This is a genomic window from Streptomyces sp. NBC_01497, assembly GCF_036250695.1.
In the GTDB taxonomy this organism is placed as follows: domain Bacteria; phylum Actinomycetota; class Actinomycetes; order Streptomycetales; family Streptomycetaceae; genus Streptomyces.
Window position 1 is genome coordinate 5,690,053 of sequence record NZ_CP109427.1, and the last position, 16,043, is coordinate 5,706,095.

General features: G+C 70.9%; 12 protein-coding genes. All 12 read left to right on the forward strand.

Going from position 1 to position 16,043, the window contains the following annotated elements; translation table 11 throughout:
• Positions 1 to 494 precede the first annotated feature (494 nt).
• Complete coding sequence (locus tag OG310_RS23935; RefSeq protein ID WP_329457925.1) at positions 495 to 1,994, forward strand: bifunctional cytidylyltransferase/SDR family oxidoreductase; 1,500 nt, start codon at positions 495 to 497, stop codon at positions 1,992 to 1,994.
• Between the two features lie 150 nt (positions 1,995 to 2,144).
• Positions 2,145 to 4,259 carry a hypothetical protein gene (locus OG310_RS23940; protein WP_329457926.1) on the forward strand — a complete coding sequence of 705 codons (2,115 nt, stop codon included), beginning with the start codon at positions 2,145 to 2,147 and terminating at the stop codon, positions 4,257 to 4,259.
• A 300-nt stretch (positions 4,260 to 4,559) separates the two neighbouring features.
• Positions 4,560 to 5,627, forward strand: a complete 1,068-nt coding sequence (locus OG310_RS23945; protein WP_329457927.1) for a glucose-1-phosphate thymidylyltransferase — start codon at positions 4,560 to 4,562, stop codon at positions 5,625 to 5,627.
• Positions 5,624 to 6,610, forward strand: coding sequence for a dTDP-glucose 4,6-dehydratase (gene rfbB, locus OG310_RS23950; RefSeq protein WP_329457928.1), 987 nt, complete (start codon positions 5,624 to 5,626; stop codon positions 6,608 to 6,610). Before OG310_RS23945 ends, rfbB begins: the two co-directional genes overlap by 4 nt.
• 148 nt (positions 6,611 to 6,758) lie before the next feature.
• On the forward strand, positions 6,759 to 7,661 hold the full coding sequence (gene rfbD / locus OG310_RS23955; protein WP_329457929.1) for a dTDP-4-dehydrorhamnose reductase: 903 nt from the start codon (positions 6,759 to 6,761) through the stop codon (positions 7,659 to 7,661).
• A gap of 92 nt (positions 7,662 to 7,753) precedes the next feature.
• Positions 7,754 to 8,548 (forward strand): class I SAM-dependent methyltransferase, encoded by a 795-nt coding sequence (locus OG310_RS23960; protein ID WP_329460343.1) that lies wholly within the window; start codon positions 7,754 to 7,756, stop codon positions 8,546 to 8,548.
• 227 nt (positions 8,549 to 8,775) lie between these two features.
• Entirely contained in the window at positions 8,776 to 10,785 is a 2,010-nt protein-coding gene (locus tag OG310_RS23965; protein ID WP_329457930.1) for a glycosyltransferase family 2 protein, read from the forward strand.
• Positions 10,786 to 10,836: 51 nt separating this feature from the next.
• Positions 10,837 to 11,439, forward strand: a complete 603-nt coding sequence (gene rfbC / locus OG310_RS23970; RefSeq protein ID WP_329457931.1) for a dTDP-4-dehydrorhamnose 3,5-epimerase — start codon at positions 10,837 to 10,839, stop codon at positions 11,437 to 11,439.
• A gap of 286 nt (positions 11,440 to 11,725) precedes the next feature.
• The gene (gene proB, locus OG310_RS23975; RefSeq protein WP_329460344.1) at positions 11,726 to 12,811 is read left to right on the forward strand and encodes a glutamate 5-kinase; all 1,086 of its coding nucleotides are present in this window, start codon (positions 11,726 to 11,728) and stop codon (positions 12,809 to 12,811) included.
• Between the two features lie 153 nt (positions 12,812 to 12,964).
• Positions 12,965 to 13,516 carry a hypothetical protein gene (locus OG310_RS23980; RefSeq protein WP_443078719.1) on the forward strand — a complete coding sequence of 184 codons (552 nt, stop codon included), beginning with the start codon at positions 12,965 to 12,967 and terminating at the stop codon, positions 13,514 to 13,516.
• A gap of 184 nt (positions 13,517 to 13,700) precedes the next feature.
• Positions 13,701 to 14,984, forward strand: coding sequence for a glutamate-5-semialdehyde dehydrogenase (locus OG310_RS23985; RefSeq protein WP_329457932.1), 1,284 nt, complete (start codon positions 13,701 to 13,703; stop codon positions 14,982 to 14,984).
• A 109-nt stretch (positions 14,985 to 15,093) separates the two neighbouring features.
• Positions 15,094 to 15,720: an SCO2584 family spore wall biosynthesis protein gene (locus OG310_RS23990; protein WP_329457933.1), complete on the forward strand. Its 627-nt coding sequence runs from the start codon at positions 15,094 to 15,096 to the stop codon at positions 15,718 to 15,720.
• Positions 15,721 to 16,043 lie beyond the last annotated feature (323 nt).

Below are 16,043 nucleotides of genomic sequence, written 5' to 3' on the forward strand. Positions count from 1 at the left end.
CTGGCGCCGTGATCACCAACGGATTTCGGATGCGCGCCCGTTCGCTCTCGCGTCGGAGTGCATCCGTGTCCCCCCGGGTGCTTGCTGTGGCTCCTGTCCCATTATGCCTGAGTGTTTGCTGTGAAGGGACCAGCACGAAGCGTTCTGTTTCGGTATTGTTAACTTTCCCTCATCTTGGCGCTGTTACCGCTCCGCTCGTCGCGAGGAAGCGCTGAGGCTCCGGAGCCGGACTCTCTTCCGCTTCGCGGGGTTGCCCTAACCCGTGTGGAGATTGGGTGAGAATGGGGCGATCTTCCGGTGGTTCAAATGAGAAGACGATGAGAATCGGCCCTTCCATAGTCCTGCCTCTGTACTACAGCCGGGTGCCGTGGAGGGTTGTGCGGGGGTTTATATCTGATTTAAAGCAGGTGGCGGGGTCTTTCCCGCGCCTTGCGTGGTGCTCACGGAGAGTGCAACCATCACGCTGCCCCCATCGTCGCTAGGTAGGTTGCTCTGTGTCTGTGCCGCGTGATGCCCAAATTCGAACCACGGCAGTCGTTCTCGCCGGTGGCACCGGCCAGCGTGTGGGCTTGTCCATTCCCAAACAGCTTCTGAAGATCGCGGGCAAGGCGGTCATCGAGCACACCCTCGCGATCTTCGAGCAGTCGGAGAGTATCGACGACATCATCGTGCTCATGGCCCCCGGATTCGTGCCCGATGTCGAGAAGATCGTCGCCAAGGCGGGCTTCACGAAGGTCACCCAGGTCATCGAGGGTGGCACGACGCGCAACGAGACGACCGAGCGCGCCATCGCGGTGCTCGGCGAGGGGCTCGCGGAGGGCCAGGACCGCAACCTGCTCTTCCACGACGCCGTGCGGCCGCTGCTGTCACAGCATGTGATCACCAACTGCGTCCAGGCCCTGGAGCGCTACCAGGCCGTGGACGTCGCCATCCCGTCGGCCGACACGATCATCGTGACGCGCACGCACGGTGAGGACGGCGAGTTCATCACCGACATTCCGGACCGCTCCCGGCTGCGCCGCGGCCAGACCCCGCAGGCGTTCAAGCTCTCCACCATCCGCAGGGCGTACGAGGTCGCGGGCGCCGATCCCAACTTCCAGGCCACCGACGACTGTTCCGTGGTCCTGAAGTACCTGCCCGATGTGCCGGTGCACGTCGTGGCGGGCGACGAGTACAACATGAAGGTCACGCAGCCCGTCGACGTCTTCATCGCCGACAAGCTGTTCCAGCTCGCGTCCACCGCCGCGCCCGCGCCGGCCGACGAGGCCGCGTACCGCGAACTGCTCGCCGGCAAGACGGTGGTCGTCTTCGGCGGCTCGTACGGGATCGGCGCGGACATCGCGGAGATGGCGGAGGGCTACGGCGCCACCGTGTACGCGCTCGGCCGCTCGACCACCGGTACGCACGTCGAGAACCCGGAGCACGTGGACGACGCCCTGTCGAAGGCGTACGCGGAGACCGGGCGCGTCGACTACGTGGTGAACACGGCGGGCGTGCTGCGCATCGGCAAGCTCGCCGAGGCCGACAACAGCGCCATCCAGGAGGCGCTGAACGTCAACTACCTGGCGCCCGTCCAGATCGCCCGCGCCTCCTACAAGTACCTCGTGGAAACGAAGGGCCAGCTGCTGCTGTACACGTCCAGCAGCTACACGCGGGGGCGTGCCGAGTACAGCCTGTATTCGTCCACGAAGGCGGCCATGGTGAATCTCACCCAGGCGCTCGCCGACGAGTGGGCGGGTGAGGGCATCCGGGTGAACTGCGTGAACCCGGAGCGCACGGCGACGCCGATGCGGACGAAGGCCTTCGGGGAGGAGCCCGCGGGCTCGCTGCTGTCGTCGGAGGCCGTCGCCCGCACCTCGCTCGACGTGCTGCTTTCCGAGCTGACCGGGCACGTCATCGACGTGCGGCAGCAGGATCCGACGCGCGGCGCGTCGGAGGCCTCGGGGTTCGAGCAGGCGCTGGCCGCCGTGCTGGACCGACACGGCGATGTGTAATAATCGCTGACAAGTTGCACTAATCGGGCCTCTTGGTCAATCGTCCGGCTGGGCCGGCGAATGAACCCGGGGGCCCGAGTGCGTGAAGCCCTTTCTTCACATTTCCGATCGATTGTGAAATAACCGGCAACCCTCTGGAGCAGGTTCTCCGTGATTTCGACCGCCATTCGACTGGCCCGTGTGGGCAGCCGGTCCGAGCTTGCAGCGGCAGTCCTCATGGGACTCGGTTATCCGTGCGTGATGCTCGCCGCATTGATTCCCAACCTTTACTTCTTCGCCGCGGCAGCGGCAGTCACTTATATCGCCGACCGCTATCTGCACCAGCGCGGCAGCTATTTGATAAACCGTCTGGAGAAGGTCAGGGCCGGAGTCGCGATCCGATTCCTGGCGCGTCAGCTTCTGCTGATCCTGCTGCTGGCGCGGCTGCACCTGGCCGGCGCCAGCCTGATGTACGTGGCGGTGGCGGCCTTCCTCGTCTTCTACGCGCTCAACACCGTGCAGGGCGCCCTGATCACCCTGATCAGGAAGCGCCGGTCCATGCCGGTCGTCACGCGCAACATCGACCTGAGTTCCCTGAGCATCCCGGCCGCGCCGCCGCGGTTCCTCATGGCCCAGTCGGTCGCGAAGATGCTCCACCTCGACATCCCGATGGAGATCGGTGTGTTCGTGGCCGCCGCGAGCGGCACGTTCGTGTTCGGGTACCTCGGTGCCGCCGTGTCGACCGGTCTCGGTCTCCTCTACATCCTCGTGCTGGCCCCGAGCCTGCGCCCGCGGAGCATCGTCCCCCCCGCGCCCCGCGTCCTCGCCGCGATCGACACGTGGCTGCGCGCGTACCGGCCGAGGACGGTCCTGTACTTCTCCGGCTCCAAGGAGTCCGCGTACCAGGTCAACATGTGGCTGGAGGCCATGGAGCAGGTCGAGCGCCCGCTGATCGTGCTGCGGGAGCGCGGCATCGCGAGCCAGCTCGCGCCCACGTCCGTGCCGGTGATCTGCGTCCCGGGCGGCACGAACCTCATGAACCTCGACCTGTCCACGGTGCGGGTCGCGCTCTACGCGGCCAACGTCGGCAAGAACATCCACCTGCTGCGCGTGCCCACCATGAAGCACGTCTTCATCGGCCACGGCGACAGCGACAAGATCGCCAGCATCAACCCGTACTCCAAGGTCTACGACGAGGTGTGGACGGCCGGGCGTGCGGGCCGCGACCGGTACGCGCTCGCCGACGTCGGGGTCCGCGACGAGGACATCGTGGAGGTGGGACGGCCGCAGCTCGCCCCGATCAAGACCTGGACCGGCGAGTGCGGCAAGCCGATCCCGACCGTCCTGTACGCGCCGACCTGGGAGGGCTGGGACGACAGCCCCGGCAACACCTCGCTGCTGCTGGCCGGCGAGAACATCGTCAAGCAGCTGCTGGAAGCCCCGTCGCCCGTGCGGGTCATCTACAAGCCGCACCCCTTCACCGGCATCAGGGACAAGCGCGCGAAGGCCGTCCACCAGCGGATCGAGGCCCTGCTGGAGGCCGACACGGCCGCCCGCCGCGCCGGACCCCGCTGGGCGGAGGCCTCGGCAGCCGAGCGTGCCGAGCGCCAGGCCGCGGCCGACAGCGTGGCCCGCGTCGAGGCGAGGCTGGACTCGCTCGCCACCTCGGGCCGCGTCGGGGGCGACGAGTCGGAGGTGTCCCGGCTCGCGGTGGCCGATCAGGAGCGCCTCGACGAGATCAAGCGGCTGCGCGCCGAGTGGAACGACGCCTACTGGCGCTCCTTCGGCTGGTGGGAGCACCGGACCGTGACCGGCGCAGAGCCGAAGCTCTACGACTGCTTCAACGAGTCCGACGCCATGGTGTCCGACATCTCCAGCGTCGTCTCCGACTTCATCGCGAGCGGCAAGCCGTACGCGGTGACCGACTCGGCGGGCGTCGGAGAGGCGGAGTTCCGCCGGCAGAACACCGCCGTACGGGCCGCGGTGATCCTCTCCAACGACGCGCAGGAGATCGGCGAGATGCTGAGCGCGGTCGCCGACCCCGCCGCCGACCGGCTCAGGGCCCGCCGTGCCGAACTGAAGCACTATCTGCTCGGTCCGGAGAAGCCGACGTCCATCGAGCAGTTCAACGCCGCCGTCGACGCGCTCGCCATCCAGGCGGAGGCGCGCAACGCGGGGGTCGCCAAGCGGCTCTCCGAACCGGAGGAGGCCGCAGGGCTCGACGACTCGGCCCCCGGGCCGGGCGACGCGGAGCGCGACGCGCACGACTCCCCCGTGCGGGGCTGAGGCGGCCGTAGCGAAGCACAGGGGGAGACGTGGGGAAGCGTGCTGGAGTCCGGTGGGAAACCCACCGGACTCCCTCGCGTCGGGTACCGGACGGCGGGTGCGCCGGCCTGTGTCCTGCACCACAGGCGTGCGGCCGTGCAACCACCACCGGCGATCCACGGTCTAGCTCCATGTGAACGGTCCTGTTCTTGGCGGTCCGCGCCGTGTCCCAAGCCGGTCGGCGAGGCGTTCCACGTGGGTAGAGTCGGACCGGCGGGTCACGTTTGTACCGCATCGTCGTGTCGGCAGGGGATACGCATAGTGAAAGCTCTCGTACTGTCCGGAGGCGCTGGCACCCGCCTGCGGCCCATCACCCACACCTCGGCCAAGCAACTGGTCCCGGTGGCGAACAAGCCCGTGCTGTTCTACGGGCTGGAAGCCATCGCGGAGGCCGGTATCACCGAGGTGGGCGTCATCGTGGGGGACACGGCGCAGGAGATCCGGGAGGCGGTCGGGGACGGCTCGCAGTTCGGCATCCGCGTCACCTACCTCCAGCAGGACGCGCCCCTCGGGCTCGCCCACGCGGTGCTGATCGCCCGCGAGTTCCTCGGCGACGACGACTTCGTGATGTACCTCGGCGACAACTTCATCGTCGGTGGGATCAGTGGTCTCGTGGAGGGCTTCCGCGAGGAGCGCCCCGACGCGCAGATCCTGTTGACGAAGGTGCCGAACCCGACCGCGTTCGGCGTGGCGGAACTCGACACGACCGGCGCGGTGGTGAACCTGGAGGAGAAGCCGAAGGAGCCCAAGAGTGATCTCGCGCTCGTCGGCGTCTACCTCTTCACGCCCGCCGTCCACGAGGCGGTGCGTTCCATCGAGCCCTCCTGGCGGGGCGAGTTGGAGATCACGCACGCGATCCAGTGGCTGATCGACAAGGGCCACGACGTCCGCTCCACCATGATCTCCGGGTACTGGAAGGACACCGGCAACGTCACCGACATGCTGGAGGTCAACCGCCTGGTGCTGGAGAGCGTCGAGGCGGTCTGCGAGGGATCGGCGGACGAGAGCAGCGAGATCGTCGGCCGGGTCAGGATCGAGAAGGGCGCGACGATCACCGGCAGCCGCATCGTGGGCCCCGCGATCATCGGCAGGGACACCGTCGTCAAGGACGCCTACATCGGCCCGTTCACCTCTGTGAGTGAAGGCTGCCGCATCGAGGACAGCGAGATCGAGTACTCGATCGTCCTGCGCAACTCCTCCATCTGCGGGGTGCGCCGCGTGGAGACCTCCCTCATCGGCCGCGACGTCGAAGTGACGCCCGCCCCCCGCAACCCGTCCGTCCACCGCCTCGTCCTGGGCGACCACAGCAAGGTGCAGATCTCGTCATGACCACTCGCATTCTGGTGACCGGTGGCGCGGGCTTCATCGGCTCGCACTACGTCCGCACGCTGCTCGGCCCGGCCGGCCCCGGCGACGTCCGCGTCACCGTCCTCGACAAGCTCACCTACGCGGGCAACCCGGCCAACCTCGACGAGGTGCGCGAGCACCCCGGCTTCGACTTCGTGCAGGGCGACATCTGCGACCCCGAACTGGTCGGCAAGCTGATGGCCGAGCACGACCAGGTGGTGCACTTCGCGGCCGAGTCGCACGTGGACCGCTCCATCGACGGCGGCGCGGAGTTCGTCCGTACGAACGTCGTCGGCACGCACACCCTGATCGACGCCGCGCACCGGGCCGGCGTCGCCGTCTTCGTGCACATCTCCACCGACGAGGTCTACGGCTCGATCGACGAGGGCGCCTGGCCCGAGACGGACCCCCTGGCGCCCAACTCGCCGTACTCGGCGGCCAAGGCGTCCAGTGACCTGATCGCCCTCTCCTACCACCGCACCCACGGCCTCGACGTGCGGGTGACCCGCTGCTCCAACAACTACGGGCACCACCACTTCCCGGAGAAGGTCATCCCGCTGTTCATCACCAACCTGCTGGACGGCCGGAAGGTCCCGCTGTACGGGGACGGCGGCAACGTCCGCGACTGGCTGCACATCGACGACCACGTGCAGGGCATCGAACTGGTCCGCACGCGCGGTGAGGCCGGCGAGGTCTACAACATCGGCGGCGGCACCGAACTGTCCAACAAGGAGCTGACGGGGCTGCTGCTCCAGGCGTGCGGCGCCGACTGGGACACGAGCGTCGAGTACGTGGCGGACCGCAAGGGCCACGACCGCCGGTACTCGGTGGATTGCTCCAAGATCCGCCGGGAGCTCGGCTACGAGCCCCGCAAGGACTTCGCCGCGGGCCTCGCCGAGACCGTGCGGTGGTACCGCGACAACCGCGCCTGGTGGGAACCGCTCAAGGAGCGCGCCGCGCTGTGAGCCCGGGGGCCCCTCCGGCCCGCGAGGCGCGCACGAGGCGCGCACGAGGCGTGTGCGAGGCCGGACCGCCCCGGGCGGGGCGGCCCGGTACCCATCTGGACGCTGGTGCCCGGCATCGGGCCCGGCACCGAGACGAACGGGAGCGATGATGAGCGGCGGCTGGCTGGTCACGGGTGCGGGCGGAATGCTGGGCCAGGACCTGCTGGCGAGACTCGCGGCGGACGGGGACCCCGCGACCGGCCTCGACCGCGCGGCCCTCGACATCACCGACGCGGCAGCCGTGCGCGCCGCACTCGACGCGCACGCGCCGTCCGTGGTGGTCAACTGCGCCGCCTGGACGGCCGTCGACGACGCGGAGGCCAAGGAGGACCAGGCCCTCGCGGTCAACGGTGACGGCCCGCGGGTGCTCGCCGAGGGCTGCCGGGCCGCGGGGGCCGCGCTGATCCAGGTCTCCACCGACTACGTCTTCGCGGGCGACGCGAGTGCCCCGTACGCCGAGGACGCGCCGACGGCGCCGCGCTCCGCGTACGGCCGGACGAAGGAGGCCGGGGAGCGCGCGGTGCTGGAGATCCTCCCCGACACCGGCTACGTCGTGCGCACCGCCTGGCTGTACGGCGCGGGCGGCGGCAACTTCGTCCGGACGATGATCCGGCTGGAGGGCGTCAAGGACACCCTCGATGTGGTGGACGACCAGCGCGGCCAGCCCACCTGGACGGCCGACCTGGCCGGCCTCGTCGCTGGGCTCGGCCGCGGCGCCCTCGCGGGTACCGCGCCCGCCGGTGTCTACCACGGCACCGGCGCGGGCGAGACGACCTGGTACGGCCTCACCCGGGAGATCTTCCGGCTGCTCGGCGCCGACCCGGAGCGGGTGCGGCCGACCACGAGTGCGGCATTCGTGCGTCCCGCTCCCCGGCCGGCCTACAGCGTCCTGGGGCACGAGCGGTGGGGCGTGGCGGGGCTCACACCCCCGCGGAGCTGGCGAGACGCACTCACAGAGGCCTTCCCCGCCCTGCTGGCCGCCGAACGTGACACGACACATCCGGCGAAGTAGCGCCCTGTGGGAGTTTACGAGCCGTCCGCGGACCGACTAACTTCACTGGGAATCAAGGCAAATGTTTGCGATTCTCAGTGAAGGGCACCACAGTGGACCGCCACGGCTTCCTACGCCAACTGCACCGCGTGTACAAACCCCGGAACTACTTCGAGATCGGCGTCAACGACGGGCGCAGCCTGACGCTCTCCCGCGTACCGTCCGTCGCCGTCGACCCGGCCTTCAAGGTCGTGACGGAGATCGCCTGCGACGTCCACCTGGTCAAGCAGACCAGTGACGACTTCTTCGCCCGCAAGGACCCGCTGCTGCACCTGCGGCCGGGCCGCAACCCGTTCCGGGCGCTGGCGCGCCGGGACCCGATGGCGCTGTTCGGCGGCGACCCCAAGCTGGAGCTGTCGTTCATCGACGGCATGCACATCTTCGAGTACGCGCTGCGCGACTTCATGAACGTGGAGAAGCACGCGCAGTGGTCGAGTGTCATCGTCTTCGACGACATGCTGCCGCGCAATGTCGACGAGGCCGCCCGCGACCGCCACACCGACGCGTGGACCGGTGACGTGTACAAGGTCGCGCAGGTGCTCCGGCGCTTCCGTCCCGACCTCACCGTCGTCGAGGTCGACACGGCGCCCACGGGTGTCCTGGTCGTCTTCGGCATGGATCCGTCGAGCACGGTCCTCAAGCACAACTACGACGCGATCCTGAAGGAGTACGTGGTCCAGGACCCGCAGGACGTCCCGGAGGCGGTCCTGACGCGCAAGACCGCGGTCTCGCCGGAGGCGCTCCTCGGCGCGAGCTTCTGGAGCGATCTCGCGCGCGCCCGCGACCTGCGCAAGTCGCGGTCGGCGTTCACGCCGATCCGTAAGCGGATCGAGGCGGTCGGCAGCTGAGGGACGCGGCAGGCGGTGGCGGAACGGTCGCGCAGCGGCTGTTTCCGCCGCCCCGCCCGGTGAGGTGTTCCGGCGTCTTCAGGAAACTTCCGGGAAACAAACCGGAAAGTCATCGGGGTGCTCGGCACATACTCATCACAAATCAATCACATGAGCCGTGCCTATATCCTGGGCGCCACGCGGCCCGGAGTTCCGGGGCGTATTTCCTACGAGTTGGGGCTTGGTGCATGTCCGTCAAGGTCAGCGTGGTCATTCCGGTGTACAACCCCGGCCCGTACATCGAGGACTGCATCGCGTCCCTGCTGCGGCAGAGCCTTCCCGACGACGCCTATGAGGCCATTTTCGTCGACGACGGATCCAGTGACGGGACGCCGGCCCGCCTCGACCGGCTGGCCGCCGAGCACCCGCACATGCACGTCGTCCACCAGGAGCCCTCGGGCTGGTCGGGCAAGCCGCGCAACGTCGGAACGGCCCAGGCGCGGGGCGAGTTCGTGATGTACGTCGACAACGACGACTGGCTCGGTGACCAGGCGCTGGAGCGGATGTACGACTACGGCGTGGCCAACGCGGCCGACATCGTGGTCGGGAAGATGGCGGGCAAGGGCCGTCCCGTACCGCTGGAACTCTTCCGGGTGAACCGTCCGAAGGCGAACGTCGACAACGCCCCCCTGATCGACAGCCTCACGCCGCACAAGATGTTCCGTAAAGAGTTCCTCGAAAAGCATCACATTCGCTTCAAGGAAGGTAAAAGACGGCTGGAGGACCACGTCTTCCTCGCCGAGGCATATCTCCTCGCGTCCAGCGTCGCGGTGCTCAGCGACTATGTGTGCTACTACCACGTAAAACGCGACGACGCCTCGAACGCCGGGTTCCAGCGTTTCGACCCCGCCGGGTATTTCACCAACCTGCGCGAGGCCCTCGACGTGGTGGAGCGCCACACCGAACCCGGCCGGCTGCGCGACAAGCTGTACCGCCGCTGGCTGCGCAACGAGATGGTGGAGCGGCTGCGCGGGCAGCGCTTCCTCACCCTGCCCGAGGACTACCGCAGGGAACTCTTCGACGAGATCCGCGCCGTGGTCACCGAGCGCATGGGACCCGCCGTCGCGGCCGGTCTCCAGCCCACCCAGCAGGTCGCCGCCGCGCTGATCTCCACCGGCCGCTTCGAGGACGTCGGGACGTACGCCCGCTGGGAGGCCGGGATCAAGCCCACCGGGCGGCTGGAGAGCCTGGAGTGGGACGAGGACGGACGCCTCGCCCTCGGGCTGACCGCCGAGTTCCAGCTCGACGGCGCGCCGCTGCGCTTTCGCACCGAGGACGGCGAGCCGCAGCTCGACCTGCCCTTCGACGCCGCGACCGCCGAGGCGCTGCGGGCTGCCGGTGCGAGCACCCGGGCCACCCTCGACAAGGCGAAGGTCGGCCTCGTCGTCAAGGAGCGCTCCAGCGCGGCGGAGTTCTACCAGCCGGTCGACTTCACGGTGGACCGCGTGCCGCTGGGCCCCGGGGAGACGGACCCCGCGACCGTCGCCGAGCCGGGCGCGGCCGCCGGCGACTTCCGCGTGGTGCTGCGCGCCCACGGCACCGTCGACCCCGCGACCGCGGCCGGCGGCGGCCCGCTCGGCCCCGGCATCTGGGACGTGTACGTACGGATCATCGCCTGCGGCTGGTCGAAGGCCGCCCGGCTCGGCTCCGTACGGGACGAGGCCGTCGACAAGGCCCGCAGGAGCGCCCTCACCGGCGAACCGCGCCGCCTCGTCATGCCGTACTGGACCGAGGGGTACGGCAACCTGTCGCTCGACGTCGACTGCGCCACCAACTGGATCACCAAGGACCTCGCGCCGCTCACCGCGCAGGACCTGACTCTCACCGACGGCACGCTGGGCTTCCCCGTGCCGCTCCACGCCTGCGGCGACGAACCGGCGCTGCTCCGCTTCAGGCCCGTACGCCGGGGCACCGCCGCGCAGGTTCCCGCGACCATCGCGCCCGGCGACGGCGGCGCCGTCCTCACGGCCGCGCTGACCAGCGGCGAACTCGCGCGCGGGACCTGGACGATCGACCTCGGTGTGCCCTCGGCCCGGCGCGGCGTGCCCCGCTGGACGCCGCTGCCGGTGGGCGTGAGGTTCCGGGCCGACGGACGGGCCTCGTTCGCGCCCGCGGCGTCGCTCACCCGGGCCGCGCGGCCAAGGTCGCTGCCGCGGCGGATCATGGGAAGGGTGCGTCGCGTCTTCAGCAGGGCGTGAGCGCGCCCGCGTACGAGCACCAGCACAGCAGCGAGCCAGAAAGCAGAGCCCATGCGACCCCTGTCCATCGAAGGTGCCTGGATCCACGAGCCCAAGGTCTTCCCCGACGACCGCGGCTCCTTCCACGAGTGGTTCCGCGCCGCCGACCTGCGCGAGGCCGACGGCCACGACCTCACGCTCGCCCAGGCCAACTGCTCCGTCTCCCAGCGCGGCACGCTGCGCGGCATCCACTACGCGGACGTGCCGCCGAGCCAGGCCAAGTACGTGAAGTGCGTACGCGGCGCGGTCATCGACTTCATCGTCGACATCCGCACGGGCTCGCCCACGTACCGCAGCTGGGAGGCCGTGCGCCTGGACGACCAGGCGCACCACGCCGTCTACCTCTCCGAGGGCCTCGGGCACGCGTTCTTCGCCCTCAGCGACGAGGCGACCGTCGTCTACCTCTGCTCGTCGGGTTACGCGCCCGAGCGCGAGCACGGCATCAACCCCTTCGACCGCGAACTGGGGATCGAGTGGCCGGAGGGCATCGAACCGCTGCTGTCGCCGAAGGACGCCGAGGCGCCGTCGCTCGCGGAGGCGGAGCGGCAGGGCCTGCTGCCGTCGTACGAGGAGGCCAGGGCGTTCCGCGCCCGGCTGGGCACGACGGCCGGCTGACCGTTCGGTGCGCGGCCGCGGCCGCGCTGTCCAGCAGGTGAAAAGGCGAGGGCCGCCACGGACCGTGCGCGTACGCTGACCCGCGCCGGGGACTCTCCGGCGCCGCCGGGTGGCGGCACCCGCAGGGACCCGCCCTGGGCGGCGGACGGCGAGAGCAGGGGCACAGCAGGTGGCAGCGGCGAGGCAGCGGGCGGGCGCGGGGCAGGCGGCGCAGAGTGCCGGGACGCGGGCGCCTGGGGCGGCCCCCGCGCCGGCCCGGCGGGACGCCGTCACGGCGGCCCGCCGGATCGTCGTCAAGGTCGGCTCGTCCTCGCTCACCACCGGCACGGGCGGTCTGGACGCCGACCGGGTCGACGCCCTGGTCGACGTCCTCGCGGCGGCCCGGGACAGCGAACGGGAGATCGTCCTGGTCTCCAGCGGCGCCATCGCGGCGGGCCTCGCCCCGCTCGGGCTGGAGCGCCGCCCGCGCGACCTGGCCCGCCAGCAGGCCGCGGCCAGCGTCGGCCAGGGCCTGCTGATCGCCCGCTACACCGCGTCCTTCGCGCGCTACGGCGTCCGCGTCGGGCAGGTGCTCATGACGTCGTTCGACACGAGCAGGCGCACCCACTACCGCAACGCGTACCGCACCCTGGAACAGCTGCTGCGGATGGGCGCGCTGCCCGTCGTCAACGAGAACGACACCGTCGCCACGGACGAGATCCGCTTCGGCGACAACGACCGGCTCGCCGCGCTCGTCGCCCACCTCGTCCGCGCCGACCTGCTGATGCTGCTCTCCGACGTGGACGGCCTCTACGACGGCGACCCCTCCACCCCCGGCACCTCACGCGTCGGCGAGGTGCGCGGCCCCGAGGACCTCGTCGGGATCACGATCGGCGCCGCGGGCAAGGCCGGTGTCGGCACCGGCGGGATGGTCACCAAGGTCGAGGGGGCCCGGATCGCCACCGGCGCGGGCGTCCCTGTCGTGCTGACCTCCGCCAGCCACGCCGCCGACGGCCTCGCGGGCCGCGACACCGGCACCTACTTCCACCCCACCGGACGCAGATCGCGCGGCCGGCTGCTGTGGCTGGCGCACGCCTCGGCGCCGCGCGGCGCCCTGACACTCGACGACGGGGCCGTGGCCGCCGTGGTGGAGCGGCACACGTCGCTGCTCGCGGCCGGGATCGCCGCCGTGGAGGGCGAGTTCGCGGCGGGCGACCCGGTCGAACTGCGGGACGCCGGCGGCCGGGCCGTGGCCAGGGGCCTGGTGAACTTCGACGCGAAGGAATTGCCGCAGCTGCTCGGCCGCTCCACCCGCGACCTGGCGCGCGAGCTGGGCCCCGCCTACGAGCGGGAGGTCGTACACAAGGACGATCTGGTGGTCCTCCAGCACTGACGTGACCCCCCGTTGGACTGAGAATCAGGCCGATCGCCTCCGTGGCGGCGCAGAGGTTCATCAAAACGCCCCCAAGGGGGGCCCGGGACTGGTCAACTTTGTCCTGGGGCCAGGAACCGGGCAGCGGCACAACTGATCAACAGGAGGCGGCCGGTGAGACGAGTGCGTCCAGGCACGGCGATCCGCACGAGCGGCGGAGGCACCCACGCCCGGCGGGCCTCGGGCGCGGACTCGGTCCTCACGAGCGTCGACGCGGGGGCAGCCTTCAACGAGTGCGACGAATACGGTGAATGCGACGGCGTGCCCGGCCCGGGGGAGCACACCTGCCGCGAGCCGGATTCCGCGGACGGCGAGGGCCGCCCCGTCTCCCGCCTGTGGCATGTCACGCTCAGTGTCTCCGGCGGCCAGGCGCCCATCGCGGACGTCAGGCGCGCCCTCGAACAGCTCGCGCACGACCATCCGTTCCTGCTGACCAGCCGGTACGCCGTCGACCACGCGGAGATCAGGTACTGGGAGGAGGCCCGCGACCTGCACGACGCGGCCGCCGTCGCGCTGCGCCTGTGGGGCGAGCACCGCTCCAGCGCGCGGCTGCCCCCGTGGGAGATCGTCGGCCTGGAGGTCATCGACCGGGACACGTACCACCAGCGCGTCGCGGAGGGGTACGGTCCGCCGCCGGCGGCCCGCGTCGGCATCCATCCGTTCTGAGCGTGGCCGGGCCCGGTCCCGGGTGGCGTCCGGCGGTGTTCCGCACGCGTCCCGGCCGTCGTGCGGGCGGGGCCCCCGCCGCCGGTGGGACCCGGCAGGGCCGCCCCACGGCGCCCCTCCCGCGGGTGTCTCGGAGTGCGGGATGCGTAAGAAAGGCCCGCCCGGCGCCCATTACCCTGCGGGCATGACCTCGCTTTCGCCGTACGACAACCTCTCTCCGGTCGCCAGGGCCGCCTACCGGTCGAAGTCGGCCGCGGCGGACCTCGCCCCCCTGCCGCGCGCGGTCAAGGACGACGCGCTGCTCGCGATCGCCGACGCGCTGGAGGTGCGGACCCACGAGATCGTCACGGCCAACGCCGAGGACGTCGAGCGGGCCGCGGCGGCGGGTACCGAGGCGTCCATGATCGACCGGCTGACCCTGACGCCCGAGCGGGTCCGGGCGATGGCCCACGGCGTACGGGACGTGGCCGCGCTGCCCGACCCGGTCGGCGAGGTCGTGCGCGGTTCGACCCTGCCCAACGGCATCGACCTGCGGCAGGTCCGGGTGCCGCTCGGCGTGGTCGGCATCATCTACGAGGCACGCCCCAACGTCACCGTCGACGCGGCGGCCCTGTGCCTCAAGTCGGGCAACGCGGCGCTGCTGCGCGGATCTTCGTCCGCGATCGCGTCCAACACCGCGCTCGTACGGGTGCTGCGGGACGCGGTCGGCGGAGCGGGCCTGCCAGCCGACGCGGTCCAGCTGGTGCCCGGCGAGGACCGGGACTCCGTACGCGAGCTGATGCGGGCGCGCGGCCTGGTGGACGTGCTCATCCCGCGCGGCGGGGCGTCCCTGATCCGTACGGTCGTCGAGGAGTCCACGGTGCCGGTCATCGAGACGGGCACCGGGAACTGCCACGTGTACGTGGACGCCGAGACCGATCTCGACATGGCGGTCTCGATCCTCGTCAACTCCAAGGCGTCCCGGCCGAGCGTGTGCAACGCGGCGGAGACGCTGCTCGTGCACCAGGACGTCGCGGACGACTTCCTGCCGCGCGCCCTGGACGCGCTCGCCGAGGCGGGCGTCACCGTGCACGCGGACGAGCGCGTCCTGCCGTACGGCGAGGCGAGCAAGGCGACCGTCGTCGCGGCCGGCGCCGACGACTGGGAGACCGAGTACCTGTCGTACGACATCGCGGCGGCGGTCGTCGACTCGCTGGACGCGGCGGTCGCGCACATCAGGCTCTGGTCGTCCGGCCACACGGAGGCCATCGTCACCACGTCGCAGGCGGCCGCCCGGCGTTTCACCCAGTTGGTGGATTCCACGACGGTCGCGGTGAACGCGTCCACCCGTTTCACCGACGGCGGGGAGTTCGGCTTCGGCGCGGAGATCGGCATCTCCACCCAGAAACTGCACGCCCGGGGCCCGATGGGGCTGCCCGAGCTGACGTCGACGAAGTACATCGTCACGGGCGACGGTCACACACGGTGATGGCGGGAGCGGCGTCCGGTGGCCGGGTGGCGTGGTTCATAGCGGTCGATGACGGGAAGAGTGCGGACTCTCCCTGCCCAAAGCGACTCCGCCGGTTTACGCTGTAGTGGTGCCGGACGACGTGGGGGGCAGGCCGTTCAAGGACGGCCGGGAGCCCGACGACGACCGCGGAGCGGACGAGGAGTTCGCGACCGTGGTGTTCGACGAGGACTTCGTCCGGGCGGCCACCTTCCACGAACCGACCGCCGTCGAACGACTGCTCGAAGCCGCCCAGGCGCGCGCCGACGCCGACGCGGCCCGGCTGCGGGGCGGCAGACAGGCCCCCGACGAGGAACACGAACTCTGGGACGAGCTGTACAGCCGCAGGCACCCCGACGAGTTCGACGAGGACGGCGCCTACGACCCGGACGACCCCGACGTCCCCCGTCCCTACGGCCGGCACGGCGGCGTCCTGCGGCCGTATCGCGGACGCGCACGCTGGCACCGGCCGATCGCCTGGCTCCTCGCGGTGCTGATGGGCATCGGCATGGTGGCGCTGGCCTTCTCCGCCGTCCGCGGCGCCGGCGGTGGCGGCCGGCAGGACCAGGTGCCGCAGCCGGCCTCCACGGGCATCGACGCGCCGCGCGCCGAGCCCTCGGGAGACGCGGACGCGGACAGGCCGGACGGCGACGGCGGACGCGACGCCCGGAACCGGTCCGCCGCACCGCTCGTCTCGGCGGTGCCGAGGACGCGCTGAGAGCGCTCGGCGGACTGGGCGGACTGGGTGGGCTCTGCGGGCGGGAAGGATGCCGACCGTGCCCGGCGGGACGGGTGCCCGATGTGACGCTGCCGGCGGTGACGTGTGCGGATGGTGGCATCCGCAGGCGGTGACGTCCACCGGGGTGCCGGGCCGGCCTGGTCGCCGCAGAAGTGTCCGTGTTACCGCCGGCGGTGCCCGGCGTGACGCGCCGAGGTTGCCCGGCGGGACGGGCGCCGACGTGTCCGGGTGGGCCGTCCGGGGAACCCCTGAAAGGTGTGCCGCGTGGCGGCCGACAGCGCCGTGGGCGCCCTTCTCCGGCG

Coding starts and splice junctions, on each gene's coding strand:
- rfbB (WP_329457928.1), top strand. CDS start 5,624: ATGACCACTCGCATTCTGGTGACCGGTGGCGCGGGCTTCATCGGCTCG.
- rfbD (WP_329457929.1), top strand. CDS start 6,759: ATGAGCGGCGGCTGGCTGGTCACGGGTGCGGGCGGAATGCTGGGCCAG.
- OG310_RS23965 (WP_329457930.1), top strand. CDS start 8,776: ATGTCCGTCAAGGTCAGCGTGGTCATTCCGGTGTACAACCCCGGCCCG.
- rfbC (WP_329457931.1), top strand. CDS start 10,837: ATGCGACCCCTGTCCATCGAAGGTGCCTGGATCCACGAGCCCAAGGTC.
- OG310_RS23985 (WP_329457932.1), top strand. CDS start 13,701: ATGACCTCGCTTTCGCCGTACGACAACCTCTCTCCGGTCGCCAGGGCC.